We start from the raw sequence: 13,382 nt of genomic DNA on the forward strand, positions 1-13,382 counted from the left end.
AAACCCACGCCTGGACGGGGTCGGGCTGACCCTGGCGTACGAGCGGCGGATCGTCGCGGAAGGGCTGTCGGTGGCCGTACCGGACGGGTCGTTCACCGTGGTGATCGGGCCAAACGCCTGCGGCAAGTCGACGCTGCTGCGGGCCCTGGCCCGGACGCTGCGGCCGCGCGCCGGGACGGTGCTGCTCGACGGGCGGGACATCCACGCGCTGCCGTCCCGGGCGGTGGCCCGTACCCTCGGCCTGCTGCCCCAGTCGTCGGTGGCGCCGGACGGCATCACGGTGGCCGACCTGGTCGCCCGCGGCCGGTACCCGCACCAGGGGCTGCTGCGGCAGTGGTCCCGGGAGGACGAACGGGTGGTCGCCGAGTCGATGGCTGCCACCGGCGTCGCCGAACTGGCCGACCGGCCGGTCGACGAGCTCTCCGGCGGGCAGCGGCAGCGGGTCTGGATCGCCATGGCGCTGGCCCAGCAGACGCCACTGCTGCTGCTCGACGAGCCGACCACCTGGCTGGACGTCGCCCACCAGATCGAGGTGCTGGACCTGTGCGCCCGGCTGCACGAAGAGCAGGGCCGGACGCTGGTGGCGGTGCTGCACGACCTGCACCACGCCGCCCGCTACGCCACCCACCTGATCGCCATGCGCGACGGCCGGGTGGTCGCCGAGGGCGACCCGCGCGAGGTGGTCACCGCCGAACTGGTCCAGGAGGTGTTCGGGCTGCCGTGCCGGATCGTCGAGGACCCAGAGACCGGCACGCCGCTGGTGGTGCCCGCCACCCGCCGTCCACGTTTGCCGGCTGCGGCCTCCCGGGTAGTGCCGACGTCCTGACCGGACACCAAGATCCGGCGTACGGCCGGAGGAGTCGCGATGGCGGGCATGGCCCGGAAGTGGGCGGGGTCCGCCGTCGGCCGGCTGCGGCAGGGCTGGCGGCCGGCGCTGGAGGCGGCTGCGGCGGCCACCGTCGCGTGGATCGTCGCGGCCCGGCTGATCGGCCACCCGGATCCGTTCTTCGCGCCGAGCGCCGCGCTGATCGTGCTCGGCGAGGCGCGCGGGAAGCGACTGCGGCAGACCGTCGAGATGGTGCTCGGGGTGGCCGCCGGGGTGCTCGCCGCGGACCTGGCCGTGCAGTCGCTCGGCCCGGGCACCGGCACCGTCTTCCTCGTGCTGCTGCTGACCATCGGCCTCATGCTCACCATCGGAGCGAGCAGCACGCTCACCGTCCAGGCCGCCGTCTCCGCCCTCTACCTGGTCGCGGTGGCCGCGCCGCAAGGCGGCGGGCTGGTGCCGTTCCGGTTCGTCGACGCGCTGATCGGCGGTGCGGTGGCGCTGGCCGCCAGCCAGCTCCTGGTGGCCCGGGACCCGCTCGGCCCGCTCGTCGCCGAGGCCCGGCGCACCTACGGCGACCTGGCCGACCTGCTCGACCGGATCGACCGGGCCCTGGCCGGCGCCGACGAGCAGGCCGCCCGCGCGGCGCTGGACCGGGCCCGCGAGGTGGACGGCTGCGTGGACCGCTTCCGCGTCGCCGTGCAGGCCTGCAGCGAGTCGCTGCGGCTGCGGGTCCGCAAGCGCCGCCACCTCGACCAGGTGGCGGAGGTCGAGGCCACCTGCCACCAGCTCGACTACGCGGTACGCAACATCCGGGTGCTGGCCCGCAACGGCGTGACGCTGACCCGGCTCGGCACGCCGGCCCCGCCGGAGCTGGGCGAGGCGATCCGGGCGCTCGGCGAGGCGGTGCGCGCCGCCGCCGACGCCCTCTCCACCGACCTCGGTGGACACTCGGACGCGGACCGGCACGCGGAACGCGCCGACCACGCCGCCCTGGAGGCGGTACGCCTCGCCGCCCGGATGCTCCGGGCCGACCCGCCGCTGCCACTGATCATGATCGTGGGCCAGATCCGGGCCACCGCCATCGACCTGCTGCGCGGGGTCGGGGTGGACGACGCGGCCGTGCTGGGCCGGGTCGACGAGGCGCTGGGCCTGCCGAACACCTGAGCCGCCGGTCGTTTCCCGGCCGAAGTCCGGCGGGTGTCGCGACGGCGTGCCGGGTGAGTGTGCCCGCCCCGCTCGCCGTCAGGTCCAGCCGGTGCCGGTCCAGCCTTCGCTGATCCACGGTGGCGCCCACCCCGTCACCGCCGCCGCTGCGGCGAGGACGGTCACGGTCGCTGTCCCCACGAGCGCACCCCGCCCGAGGTACCTGGTCCGGGGCAGGCGGGTCAGCAACCAACCCGCAGCCACGGTCACCGGCAGGAGAAGACAGCTGGCTGCGCCGAAGTAGAAGGTCCACTCGGCGGGCGAATCCCTTCCGATCCACAGTGCATCTGCGGCGGCCGTGCCGCACCAGGTGTGGGCGATGACCGCCAGGCCGCCACTCGTGACCGCCTGGGCGACCTCCGACCGCCTACCCACGGTGCTCCTGTCTGTCGTCTCGCCGGGGCCGATCAGCCTATCCGGGCTGGCTCGCCGGAGGCTCGTCCGCTCCGTCCGGAACCCCTCCGGCTCAGCGGGGCGACGGCGGGGCGGCCGCCCCGGCCGGCGGCTGCGGGCCGAAGGCGCTGAGGAACCGGTCCCGGAAGGTGTCCATCCGCCAGACCGGCGCGCTCGGGCCGGGCCGCAGCCCGTCGTCCCAGCCCCAGGCGGCGACCCGCGCCAGCACGGCCGGATCGTGGGCCAGGATGGTGATCGGCACGTCCCGGCCGGCGTTCTCCCCGGTCACCACCGGCGCCGGCTGGTGGTCGCCGAGGAAGACCAGCACCAGCTCATCGTCGCCGTACGTCTCCACGTAGGAGATCAGGCTGTTCAGCGAGTACTCGATGGAGCGCCGGTAGCCGGTGCGGACCTCGGTGGCGCTGCGCCCCACCACGTCCTTCGGGTTGACGGCCACCGAGGTCGGCCGGCGGTAGATGGACCCGTCGCCGACGTGGTCCCATTCCAGCATCCGGGGGATCGCCGCCCAGGGAGAGTGGCTGGAGATCAGCGGGATCTCCGCCATGATTGGCGCGTGCCCCGGCGTGGCCCGCTCCCGCCGGTGGAAGGTGGCCAGCGTGTACTGGTCGGGCATGGGCGCGTAGTTGAACTTCGGGCCGCGGTAGTCGAGCCCGGCCGCGTCGTGGTAGCGGTCGAAGCCGAAGAAGCTCTTCTCCGGCCAGGGCTGGGTGGCCGCCGGCATCACCCCCACCGTCTGCCAGCCGGCCCGCCGGAACGCGCCGTTGAGGGTGAGCCGGTCGCCGGCCAGCAGGCTGAGGTGGCGTTGCTGGTTGTCCACCCAGAGCCCGGACAACAGCGTGTCGTGCGCCAGCCAGCTGCCCCCGCCGGCGGTGGGTGAGGTGAGGAAACCGCTGCGGGCGGAAAAGCCCCGCTCGGCGAGCCGGCGCGTACCGCCGTCGAGCACCGCGCCGACCTGCGGGGCGAACTCCGGGTCCTGCACTGCGTCCCGGCCGTAGCTCTCCACGAACGCGACGATCACGTCCTTGCCGCGCAGGGCGGTGAGCAACTCATCGCCCGGGGTGTCGCGGAAGGCGTCGGCGGCGGCCTCGGCGGCGAAGGCCTCCCGGTCCCGCAGCCCGGCACCCAACTGACCGACATGCTGGCCGACCAGCCGGGACGTGCCCGAGTCGGCGACCGGCACGCCGATCGTCGCGCCGGCGACCCAGACCACCGCGCACCCCGCCAGCACCCGGACCGCCCGCCGGTCGTGCCGGGCCACCAGCCGGGTCAGCCGGAGCACCGACCGGGTGGTCAGCACCAGCAGCGCGCCGACCGCGGCGACCAGCGCCACGATCGCGCCGACCGCGCCGGCCCGGCCGACCGAGTCGCGGACGAAGCCGTACGCGTCGTCCAGCAGCACCCAGTCGAGGACCAGGTCGAAGGGGCGGGCGAGGCTGGCGGACATGCCCATGTCGAGCAGCTTGACGACGGCGAGCAGCCCGAGCGCGACGCCGCACAGCACCGCCACCGCCCGCCGGGCCACGCCGCGCAGCGCCAGCAGCAGCGCGGCGGCGACCAGCCCCTCGACCGGGATGCGCAGGAACGCGGCGGGGCCGAGCTGATCGAGCCGGTTCGGCGCTACCAGCACGGCGAACACGAGCAGGCCGGCCGCCACGGTGGTCACCCGCGCCGCGACGGTACGCCCCCGTCCCCGTCCACCGGCCACGGCGTCATCCGCCACAGCGTCGACGGAATCCCCCGCGGCGGGAGGATCGGCCGGTCCGTCCACCGTGGCCCGGCGGCGCAGGCGCGACAGCACTGACACTGCGATGTCCCTTCCCTGGGCTGTCCCCGGCCGTCCGGCCGGGTGATCGGTGCGGCTCAGACGGGCTGGTGCGCGGCGAGCGGGCGCTCGGCGACGGTCTCCGGCACCGGCCGGAGAGCCGGCGTCGGACGGCGTACGGGGGCGGTCCGGACCCGGCGGTGCCACCAGAGCCAGCCGACGTCGTGGCCGAACGACTCGACCAGCAACGCCAGCGAGGCCGCCACCACGACGGCGGTCGCCGGCGCGGGCAGCACCTCCGCCGTGGCGACCAGCAGCAGCACCCCCTGGGCCGCGGCCACCACCTTGCGCCAGTACCGCGGCGGCAACGTCCCGCGCATCCAGGGCAGCACCCAGCTCGCCACGACGAAGGCGTACCGCATCGCGCCGATGGCGAGCACCCAGCCGCCGGTGGACGGCGCCACGTGGACGCTGAGCACCAGGATCAGGAAGGCGTCGACCTCCATGTCGAAGCGGGCGCCGAGCGCGCTGGCGGTGCCGGTGCGCCGGGCCACCCAGCCGTCGACGGCGTCCAGGGCGAGCGCCACCGCGGCCATCGGCACCAGCACGGCCAGCGGCGCCGCCGCGTCGATGGCGTCCACCACCAGGGCGGTCACCCCGCCGACGAGCACCGCCCGGGTCAGCGTCACCCGGTCCGCCGGGCCCAACCGGTGCGCGCCGCGCCGGCGCAGGCCACGGTCGAGCGCCCCGCAGAGCCCGATGCCGTACGCGACGCCGGCCAGCCAGCCGGCGACGTCGAGCTCGACGGTCGCGGCCAGCCCGGCGAGCAGGACGATCTGGGCGGTCAGGCCGATCACCGGACCGGTTCGAACCTTGGACACCCTGCCTCCGTGTTTATGATCGACGGCCTCGACAGGAAACACGGAGCGGGTGGCCGTTCGGTTCGGTCCGGCAGCCAGATGAGGAGAACATCCGCGTGATCCGCGACGCCCACGCCTTCTGGCTCCGCTCCCCCGGCGTGGGTGAGATCCGCCCGGTGACGCTACCGGCGCCGGGCCCCGACGAGGTCCTGGTCCGCGCGCTGTACTCGGGGGTCAGCCGGGGCACCGAGACGCTGGTCTTCACCGGCGGCGTGCCGGCCGACCAGTACGCGGCGATGCGCGCCCCGTTCCAGGAGGGCGACTTCCCCGCCCCGGTCAAGTACGGCTACCTCAGCGTCGGCGTGGTCGAGGCCGGTCCGGCGCGGCTGCGCGGGCGTACCGTCTTCTGCCTGCACCCGCACCAGAGCGCGTACGTCGTGCCGGCCTCGGCCGTGACGCCGGTGCCCGACGGCGTGCCGGCGGCCCGGGCGGTGCTGGCCGGCACGGTGGAGACGGCGGTGAACGCGCTCTGGGACGCCGCGCCGCTGGTCGGCGACCGGGTCAGCGTGGTGGGCGCCGGCATGGTGGGCTGCGCCGTCGCGGCGCTGCTCGCCCGCTTCCCCGGGGTACGCGTCGAGCTGGTGGACCCCGATCCGGCGCGGGCGGCGGTGGCCGCGGCGCTGGGCGTCGGGTTCGCGTCACCCGACGACGCGGCCGACGGGCGGGACCTGGTGGTGCACGCCAGCGCGACCGGCCCGGGGTTGCAGCGCGCGATCGACCTGCTCGCCCCGGAGGGCACGGTGATCGAGCTGAGCTGGTACGGCGACCGGCCGGTACGGCTGTCGCTGGGCGGGTCGTTCCACTCCGGCCGGTTGACCATCCGCAGCAGCCAGGTCGGCACGGTCTCGCCGGCCCGGGCGGGGCGGCGAAGCTACGCCGACCGGATGGCGCTGGCCCTGGAGCTGCTCGCCGACCCGGCCTTCGACGCGCTGGTCACCGGCCGGTCGCGCTTCGCGGACCTGCCCGACGTGCTCGACCGACTGGCCGCGGGGAGCCTCCCCGCGCTGTGCCACCTCATCACCTACGACGGGGAGTGACGCCGTGTTCAGCGTGACCGTACGGGACCACATGATGGTCGCCCACAGCTTCCGGGGCGAGGTCTTCGGGCCGGCGCAGCGGCTGCACGGGGCGACGTTCGTGGTGGACGCGACCTTCCGCCGCGCCGAGCTGGACGCGGACGGCATCGTGGTGGACATCGGCCGGGCCACCGAGGAGCTGCGGGCCGTCCTCGCCGAGCTGACCTACCGCAACCTCGACGACGAGCCGGCCTTCGCCGGGGTGAACACCACCACCGAGGTGCTGTGCCGCACGGTCGCGGACCGGCTGGCCGAGCGGGCGCACGCCGGTGGGCTCGGCCCGGGGGCCCGCGAGCTGGCCGGGATCACGGTGACGCTGCACGAGTCGCACATCGCCTGGGCCAGCTACGAGCGGTCGCTGTAGCCGGTGCCCGTGGTGCACGTCGTCCTCCCCGGCGACATCGACGACCCGGCGACCCCGAGCGGCGGCAACACGTACGACCGCCGGGTCTGCCGGGGCCTCGCCGAGCGGGGGTGGGCGGTGCGCGAGCACGGCGTACCCGGGCGGTGGCCGCGCCCCGACCCGCCGGCGCGGACCCGCCTGGCCGGGGTGCTCGCGACGCTGCCCGACGGCACGGTGGTGCTGCTCGACGGGCTGGTCGCCTCGGCCGTGCCGGAGGTGCTGGCCCCGCACGCCCGGCGGCTGCGGCTGGTGGTGCTGGTACACATGCCGCTGGAGGACGACACCGAGGCCGCCGCGCTGGCCTGCGCCGTCGCGGTGGTCACCACCAGCGGGTGGACCCGCCGCCGCCTGCTCGACCGGTACCCGCTGCCCGCCGACCGGGTGCACGTGGCCACCCCCGGGGTGGACCCGGCACCACCGGCGATTGGCACGGGCGCCGGCACGGCACTGCTCTGCGTCGCGGCGGTCACCGCGCACAAGGGACACGACGTGCTGGTCCGCGCCCTGGCCGAGGTCGCCGACCTGCCCTGGACGCTGGACTGCGTGGGCGCGCTCACCCGCGATCCCGGCTTCGTCGCCGGGCTGCGCCGGCTGGTGGACGAGCGGGGGCTGGCCGGGCGGGTACGGCTGGCCGGACCGCGCACCGGGGCCGACCTCGACGCCGCGTACGCCGCCGCCGACCTGCTGGTGCTCGCCTCGCACGCCGAGACGTACGGGATGGTGGTCACCGAGGCCCTGGCCCGCGGCCTGCCGGTGCTCGCGACCCCGGTGGGCGGGGTGCCCGAGGCGCTGGGCCGGGCCCCGGACGGCGAGCCGCCCGGCCTGCTGGTACCCGCCGACGACCCGGCCGCGCTGGCCGGCGCGCTGCGGCGCTGGCTCACCGGGGCGCCGCTGCGGCACCGGCTGCGGCAGGCGGCCCTGGCCCGCCGGGACGGCCTGGCCGGCTGGCCGGACACCGCCGCCGCGATCGCCCACGTCCTGAACGGAGTAAGAGGATGACCACGCACGTCACCGACCCCTTCGCCGACTGGCTCGCGCTGCGCGAGCCCGCCGACGCCGCCGCCCGCGCCGACGACCTGGTGGACCGGGTCCGTGCCCGGCTGGCCGCCGGTCGGCCCCTGGTGGTGCACGACCTGGGCAGTGGCACCGGCTCGATGGCACGCTGGCTGGCTCCCCGGCTGCCCGGCCCGCAGCACTGGGTCCTCTACGACCGGGACCCGGGGCTGCTCGACCGGGCCCTCGCCGCCCCGCCGCGCGCCGCCGACGGCAGCCCGGTGCGCGTCGAGACGCGGCGCACGGACATCACCCGGCTCACCGCCGCCGACCTGGCCGGCGCCGACCTGGTCACCGCCTCGGCGCTGCTGGACATGCTGAGCGCCGAGGAGATCGAGGCGATCGTGACGGCCTGCGTCGGGGCGGGCCGCCCGACCCTGTTCACGCTCTCCGTCATCGGCCGGGTGCGGCTCGACCCGCCGGATGAGCTGGACGCGGAGGTCGCCGCCGCGTTCGACGCGCACCAACGCCGTACCGTCGACGGCCGGCGGCTGCTCGGGCCGGACGCCGCCGCGGCCACCGTCGCCGCGTTCCGGCGGCACGGGGTTCCCGTGGCGGTCCGGTCCAGCCCGTGGCGGCTGGGCGCCGGGCAGGACGCGCTGATCGCCGAGTGGTTCACCGGCTGGTGCGACGCCGCCGTCGAGCAGCGCCCGGAGCTGGCCGCCCGGATCACCGGGTACGCCCGCCGCCGGCTGGCCGAGGCGGCGGCGGGCCGGCTGACCGTCACGGTGGGCCACGACGACCTGCTCGCCGGGGTGGAATGAACCCGACCGCCGGCCGGTACGTGGAGGAGGGAGAGATCTTCGACAGGAGGCCCCGCGTGCCACAGGCTGCCCACGACACCCCCGGCACCCCGGTCCGTCCAAGGTGGGCCTGGGTGAGCAACCTCGGCGGCGTCGCGCTGGTGGCGGCGCTGCTGTGGTGGCTGGGCACCGGCCCGGCGCTGGCCGCGCTACGCCGCATCGACACCGCAGCGGTGGTCGCGGCGCTGCTGCTCGGAGCGCTCAGCACCGTCTGCTGCGCCTGGCGGTGGCGGCTGGTCGCCGGAGGGCTCGGCGTCCGGCTCCCGCTGGGCACCGCCGTGGCGGACTGCTACCGGGCGGTCTTCCTCAACGCCACCCTGCCCGGCGGGGTGCTCGGCGACGTGCACCGGGCGGTCCGCCACGGCCGGGAGGCCGGCGACCTCGGCCGGGCCGTGCGGGCGGTGGTCTGGGAACGCAGCGCCGGTCAGGTCGTCCAGGTCACGCTCGCCGCGGCGCTGCTGCTGGCGCTGCCGTCGCCGGTGCGGCCCTGGCTGCCGGAGGCCACCGCGCTGGCCCTGGCGGTCGCCCTCGGCGTGGTGCTGGTGGCGCGGGCGCTGCCCCGCTCCGGCCCGTCCCGGCGGGCCCGCGCGCTGCGCGCCGCCGCCGCCGACGTCCGCGCCGGCCTGCTGACCCGCCGGACCGGGCCGGGGGTGCTGCTCGCCTCGGCGGTGGCGGTCGTCGGCCACCTGGGCACCTTCCTGGTGGCGGCCCGGGTCGCGGGCGCGACCGCCCCGCTGGCGCAACTGCTGCCGCTGACCCTGCTGGCGCTGCTGGCGATGGGGCTGCCGGCGAACGTGGCCGGGTTCGGCCCGCGCGAGGGGGTGGCCGCCTGGGCGTTCGGGGCCGCCGGCCTGGGCGCCGCCCAGGGGGTGTCCACCGCGCTGGTGTACGGGGCGCTGGTGGTCGTCGCCGCCCTGCCCGGCGCCGCCGTGCTGCTGCTGGGCCGGCTTCCGGCCCGGTACCCGTACCGGTCCACGCCTCGTACGGTGGGCCAGGGCGGTTCTGCCGCGGTACCCGCTGCCGGGCTGGCCGGCAGCGCCTGACGGAGGAGACACATGTACGGAGCACTTCCGGTCGCCACGGTCCGCACCCAGGTCACGGTCCCCCTCCGCCTACCCGACGGGTACGCCACCACGGCCCGGGTCTTCACCTTCGAGGGGCTGGTGGACGGGCGGGAGCACCTGGCGTTCGGGCTCGGCGACTGGGCGGGCGCGCTGCGGCGGCAGTCGGCCGGGCCGGCGCCGCTGGTCCGCCCGCACAGCGAGTGCCTGACCGGGGACGTCTTCGGCAGCCAGCGCTGCGACTGCGGTCCGCAGCTGCGCGAGGCGGTGGAGCGCATCGCCAACGCCGGCGGGTTCCTGCTCTACCTGCGGCAGGAGGGGCGCGGCATCGGCCTGTACCCGAAGCTGGACGCCTACGCGTTGCAGGACGCCGGCCTCGACACGTACGAGGCGAACGTGGCGCTCGGGCACGGCGAGGACGAACGCGACTACCGGGCGGCCGCGCAGATGCTGGCGGTGCTGGGCGTGCGGCGGCTGGCGCTGCTGAGCAACAACCCGGAGAAGGCCGAGCAGCTCGACGGGCTCGGCGTGACGGTGACGGAGGTGATCCCCACCGGGGTCTACCTCTCCCCCGCCAACGCCGACTACCTCGCGGCGAAGGCGAGCCGGGCGGCCGCCCGCACCGCCGACTCGCCGTCGCTGACCTGAGATGGGCGCCGTGCCGGCGGGCCCGCGGCCGTACGTGCTGCTGAGCTGCGCCACGTCGATCGACGGGTACATCGACGACGCCACCGGGCAGCGGCTGTTGCTGTCCAATGCCGACGACCTGGCCCGGGTCGACGCCGTCCGGGCCGGCTGCGACGCGATCCTGGTCGGCGCCGGCACCGTCCGCCGCGACGATCCGCGGCTGGTGATCCGCTCGGAGCGGCTGCGCCGGGCGCGGATGGACCGCGGGCTGCCGCCGTCGCCGGTGAAGGTGACGCTGACCGGGCGGGGCGACCTCGACCCGAGCGCCCGGTTCTTCACCGTCGGCGACGGGGACCGGATCGTGTACTGCGCCTCGCCGGCGGTGGCGAAGACCAGCGAGGTGCTGGACGGGCTGGCCACCGTGGTGGACGCCGGCGACCCGCTGGACCCGGCCCGGGCGCTGGCCGACCTGGTCGGGCGCGGGGTGGACCGGCTGATGGTGGAGGGCGGCGGGTCGGTGCACGCCCAGTTCCTCACCGCCGGGCTCGCCGACGAGCTGCACCTGGTGGTCGCGCCGTTCTTCGTCGGCGATCCCCGGGCGCCCCGCTTCGTCCGCGACGGCCCGTTCCCGTGGCACCCCGGCCGGCGGGCCCGGGTGGTCGAGGCCCGCCAGATCGGTGACGTGGTGCTGGTCCGGTACGCCCTGTCGGAACGCTGCCCGGACGCCTGAGCCGGTGAACCGGCGGGGCCGTTCGTCCGTACCACCGGCCGACCCGGAGAACCGACCTACTACGCTTCGTCGTAGGGGGTGGGGGCGTGGCGGACAAGGGAGCGGCTGTGGTGGACGAGGGCGACGAGCAGGTGACCGCGTGGGCGCTGGCCGCCGGGCGGGGCGACCCGCTGGCGCTGGCCGCGTTCGTCCGGGCCACCCAGGGCCCGACCTGGCGGTTCCTGCACCACCTGCTGGCCGACGCGGAGACCGACGACCTGGTGCAGGAGACGTACCTGCGGGCGATGCGCGCGCTGCCCCGGTTCGCCGCCCGGTCCTCGGCGCGGACCTGGCTGTTCGGCATCGCCCGGCGGGTCGCCGCCGACCACCTCCGGTCCCGGCGGGCCCGCCCACCGGCCACCACCATCGACGGGTACGACCCGCCGTCGGCGGGCCGGTTCGAGAACGTCGTGGTGCTGGACGCCCTGCTGCGGCAACTGCCGGCCGAGCGGCGCGAGGCCTTCGTCGCCACCCAGCTCCTCGGCCTGTCGTACGCCGAGGCGGCGCAGGTCTGCGACTGTCCCGTCGGCACCATCCGGTCGCGGGTGGCCCGGGCCCGGGCCGACCTGGTCGACGCCATGGCCGACCGCGCCACCCGGACGGACACCCGCGCCGGCTGATCCCGCCGCCGGCCCGGATCGTTCGTAAGGACATCGCAAGGTTTCCGCGCCCCGGCGCCGGACCGGCCCACGGCTACGCTGACCGGCACGAGGGGGAGGTACGCCGTGCCGCAACGGGTGCTGGTCGTCGACGACGACCGGACGGTCAGCGACGTGGTCTGCCGCTACCTGGAACACGCCGGCTACCAGGTGGACCACGTCTCCGACGGCGCCGCCGCGCTGGCCGCCGTCGCCGCGGCGCCGCCGCAGCTGGTGGTGCTCGACGTGATGCTGCCCGGGGTCGACGGGCTGGAGGTCTGCCGACGGCTGCGGGAGCGCCCGGACGGCGTACCCATCGTGATGTTGACCGCGCGCGGCGACGAGGCCGACCGGATCCTCGGCCTGCAACTGGGCGCGGACGACTACCTGAGCAAGCCCTTCTCCCCGCGCGAGCTGGTGCTGCGGGTGCGGTCGGTGCTGCGCCGCGCCGGCGGCGAGCCGGCCGGCGCGGCGGCGGAGGTGCTCACCGACGGCGGCCTCACCGTCGAGACCGGCCCCCGGGTGGCCCGGCTGCACGGTCGGGAACTGGCCCTCACGCTGCGCGAGTTCGACCTGCTGGCCCACCTGATGCGGCACCCGGCGCGGGCGTTCCGCCGGGCCGAGCTGCTGGAGCGGGTCTGGGGCTGGAGCTTCGGCGACCAGTCCACCGTCACCGTCCACGTGCGCCGGCTGCGGGAGAAGATCGAGGCCGACCCGGCCGACCCGCGCCGGATCGTCACGGTGTGGGGCGTCGGCTACCGGTACGAGCCGGTCGATGGCTGACCTCGCGCTGATCTTCGGGGCCGCGCTCGCCGCGGCCTGCTGCGTCGGGCTGCTCGGCGCGGGGGCGCTGCGGCTGCTGCGCGGCCGGTCGATCACGGTGCACATCTCCGTCCTGCTGGCGATGACGGTGAGCGCGGTGGCGGCCGGGGTCGCGGTGATCGCCGAGGCGATGTTCCTCTCCCCGCACGACCTGGAGGTGGTGCTCATCACCGTCTCCGCGGCGGCGGTGGTCAGCCTCGCCGTCGGCTGGCTGTTCGGCCGACGGCTCGCCGCGGCGGCGGTCTGGGCGGACCAGGCGCGGGAGCGGGAGCGGCGGATCGAGAAGGGCCGCCGCGACCTGGTCGCCTGGGTGTCGCACGACCTGCGCACGCCGCTCGCCGGGCTGCGGGCGATGGCCGAGGCGCTGGAGGACGGGGTGGTCGCCGACCCGGCGACGGTGCGCGAGTTCCACCGCCGGATCCGGGTGGAGACCGACCGGATGACCCGCCTCGTCGACGACCTGTTCGAACTGTCCCGGATCAACGCCGGGGCGTTGCGGCTGTCGCTGTCCGCGGTGCCGCTGGGTGACGTGGTCTCCGACGCCCTGGCCGGCACCGCGCCGCTGGCCGCGGCCCGCCGGATCCGGCTGGTCGCCGCCGAGTCGGGCTGGCCGACGGTGACCGCCAGCGAGCCGGAGCTGGCCCGGGTGGTGGGGAACCTGCTGCTCAACGCGGTGCGCTACACGCCCGACGACGGCACCGTGCGGGTCGACGCGGGCCGCGACGGCGACGCCGCCTGGCTGGCCGTGGCGGACACCTGCGGCGGCATCCCCGAGGACGACCTGCCCCGGCTCTTCGACGTGGCCTTCCGGGGCGAGCCGGCCCGCACGCCCCGGCCGGGCAACGGCGGCGCCGAGGGCTCCGGCGGGCTGGGCCTGGCGATCGTGCGCGGGTTGGTCGAGGCGCACGGCGGCCGGGTCGACGTGCGCAACGTCGCCGGCGGGTGCCGGTTCGTCGTCCGGCTGCCGCTGGCCGACGGCTGACCCGTCCCGGCCGACCGTCGGAC

13 protein-coding genes and 1 pseudogene are annotated in these 13,382 nt (G+C 76.4%); 12 read left to right on the forward strand and 2 right to left on the reverse strand.

The window, feature by feature from the left end:
- The first annotated feature begins 25 nt into the window (after nucleotides 1-25).
- Nucleotides 26-826, forward strand: a complete 801-nt coding sequence (locus tag ACTMS9_RS13595) for an ABC transporter ATP-binding protein (protein ID WP_346539900.1) — start codon at nucleotides 26-28, stop codon at nucleotides 824-826.
- 39 nt (nucleotides 827-865) lie between these two features.
- Complete coding sequence (locus ACTMS9_RS13600; protein WP_441165082.1) at nucleotides 866-1,990, forward strand: FUSC family protein; 1,125 nt, start codon at nucleotides 866-868, stop codon at nucleotides 1,988-1,990.
- Between the two features lie 78 nt (nucleotides 1,991-2,068).
- Here the strand turns inward: ACTMS9_RS13600 and ACTMS9_RS13605 are convergent, their stop codons facing one another.
- Nucleotides 2,069-2,404: a hypothetical protein gene (locus ACTMS9_RS13605; RefSeq protein ID WP_441146258.1), complete on the reverse strand. Its 336-nt coding sequence runs from the start codon at nucleotides 2,402-2,404 to the stop codon at nucleotides 2,069-2,071.
- A 91-nt stretch (nucleotides 2,405-2,495) separates the two neighbouring features.
- Nucleotides 2,496-5,086: pseudogene (locus ACTMS9_RS13610) on the reverse strand (CDP-alcohol phosphatidyltransferase family protein).
- A gap of 95 nt (nucleotides 5,087-5,181) precedes the next feature.
- Here ACTMS9_RS13610 and ACTMS9_RS13615 point away from each other — a divergent pair.
- The 10 genes from ACTMS9_RS13615 to ACTMS9_RS13660 all read left to right on the forward strand — a co-directional run bounded on the left by ACTMS9_RS13615 (nucleotide 5,182) and on the right by ACTMS9_RS13660 (nucleotide 13,359).
- Entirely contained in the window at nucleotides 5,182-6,162 is a 981-nt protein-coding gene (locus ACTMS9_RS13615; RefSeq protein WP_441165083.1) for a zinc-dependent alcohol dehydrogenase, read from the forward strand.
- Nucleotides 6,163-6,166: 4 nt separating this feature from the next.
- A complete protein-coding gene (locus ACTMS9_RS13620; RefSeq protein ID WP_088961569.1) occupies nucleotides 6,167-6,565 on the forward strand; it encodes a 6-pyruvoyl trahydropterin synthase family protein in 399 nt (132 codons plus the stop codon).
- A 3-nt stretch (nucleotides 6,566-6,568) separates the two neighbouring features.
- Nucleotides 6,569-7,603 (forward strand): glycosyltransferase family 4 protein, encoded by a 1,035-nt coding sequence (locus ACTMS9_RS13625; protein WP_441165084.1) that lies wholly within the window; start codon nucleotides 6,569-6,571, stop codon nucleotides 7,601-7,603.
- Nucleotides 7,600-8,421, forward strand: a complete 822-nt coding sequence (locus ACTMS9_RS13630) for a class I SAM-dependent methyltransferase (RefSeq protein WP_441165085.1) — start codon at nucleotides 7,600-7,602, stop codon at nucleotides 8,419-8,421. The genes ACTMS9_RS13625 and ACTMS9_RS13630 overlap by 4 nt, the downstream gene beginning before the upstream one ends.
- A gap of 56 nt (nucleotides 8,422-8,477) precedes the next feature.
- Entirely contained in the window at nucleotides 8,478-9,503 is a 1,026-nt protein-coding gene (locus tag ACTMS9_RS13635; protein WP_441146267.1) for a lysylphosphatidylglycerol synthase domain-containing protein, read from the forward strand.
- A 12-nt stretch (nucleotides 9,504-9,515) separates the two neighbouring features.
- Nucleotides 9,516-10,169 carry a GTP cyclohydrolase II gene (locus ACTMS9_RS13640; RefSeq protein WP_441165086.1) on the forward strand — a complete coding sequence of 218 codons (654 nt, stop codon included), beginning with the start codon at nucleotides 9,516-9,518 and terminating at the stop codon, nucleotides 10,167-10,169.
- 1 nt (nucleotide 10,170) lies between these two features.
- Nucleotides 10,171-10,878, forward strand: a complete 708-nt coding sequence (locus tag ACTMS9_RS13645) for a RibD family protein (RefSeq protein ID WP_441165087.1) — start codon at nucleotides 10,171-10,173, stop codon at nucleotides 10,876-10,878.
- Nucleotides 10,879-10,964: 86 nt separating this feature from the next.
- Entirely contained in the window at nucleotides 10,965-11,537 is a 573-nt protein-coding gene (locus tag ACTMS9_RS13650) for a sigma-70 family RNA polymerase sigma factor (RefSeq protein WP_441165088.1), read from the forward strand.
- A 105-nt stretch (nucleotides 11,538-11,642) separates the two neighbouring features.
- On the forward strand, nucleotides 11,643-12,338 hold the full coding sequence (locus ACTMS9_RS13655) for a response regulator transcription factor (protein WP_441146275.1): 696 nt from the start codon (nucleotides 11,643-11,645) through the stop codon (nucleotides 12,336-12,338).
- Nucleotides 12,331-13,359, forward strand: a complete 1,029-nt coding sequence (locus tag ACTMS9_RS13660) for a sensor histidine kinase (protein ID WP_441146277.1) — start codon at nucleotides 12,331-12,333, stop codon at nucleotides 13,357-13,359. Before ACTMS9_RS13655 ends, ACTMS9_RS13660 begins: the two co-directional genes overlap by 8 nt.
- Nucleotides 13,360-13,382: the final 23 nt, after the last annotated feature.

The sequence above is a fragment of the Micromonospora sp. L31 genome (assembly GCF_052068075.1).
Taxonomy (GTDB): Bacteria; Actinomycetota; Actinomycetes; order Mycobacteriales; family Micromonosporaceae; genus Micromonospora; species Micromonospora purpureochromogenes.

Bases quoted from the DNA above. Each gene is read 5' to 3' on its own strand.
- ACTMS9_RS13640 (WP_441165086.1), top strand. From the start codon at position 9,516: ATGTACGGAGCACTTCCGGTCGCCACGGTCCGCACCCAGGTCACGGTC.
- ACTMS9_RS13600 (WP_441165082.1), top strand. From the start codon at position 866: ATGGCGGGCATGGCCCGGAAGTGGGCGGGGTCCGCCGTCGGCCGGCTG.
- ACTMS9_RS13660 (WP_441146277.1), top strand. From the start codon at position 12,331: ATGGCTGACCTCGCGCTGATCTTCGGGGCCGCGCTCGCCGCGGCCTGC.
- ACTMS9_RS13645 (WP_441165087.1), top strand. From the start codon at position 10,171: ATGGGCGCCGTGCCGGCGGGCCCGCGGCCGTACGTGCTGCTGAGCTGC.
- ACTMS9_RS13630 (WP_441165085.1), top strand. From the start codon at position 7,600: ATGACCACGCACGTCACCGACCCCTTCGCCGACTGGCTCGCGCTGCGC.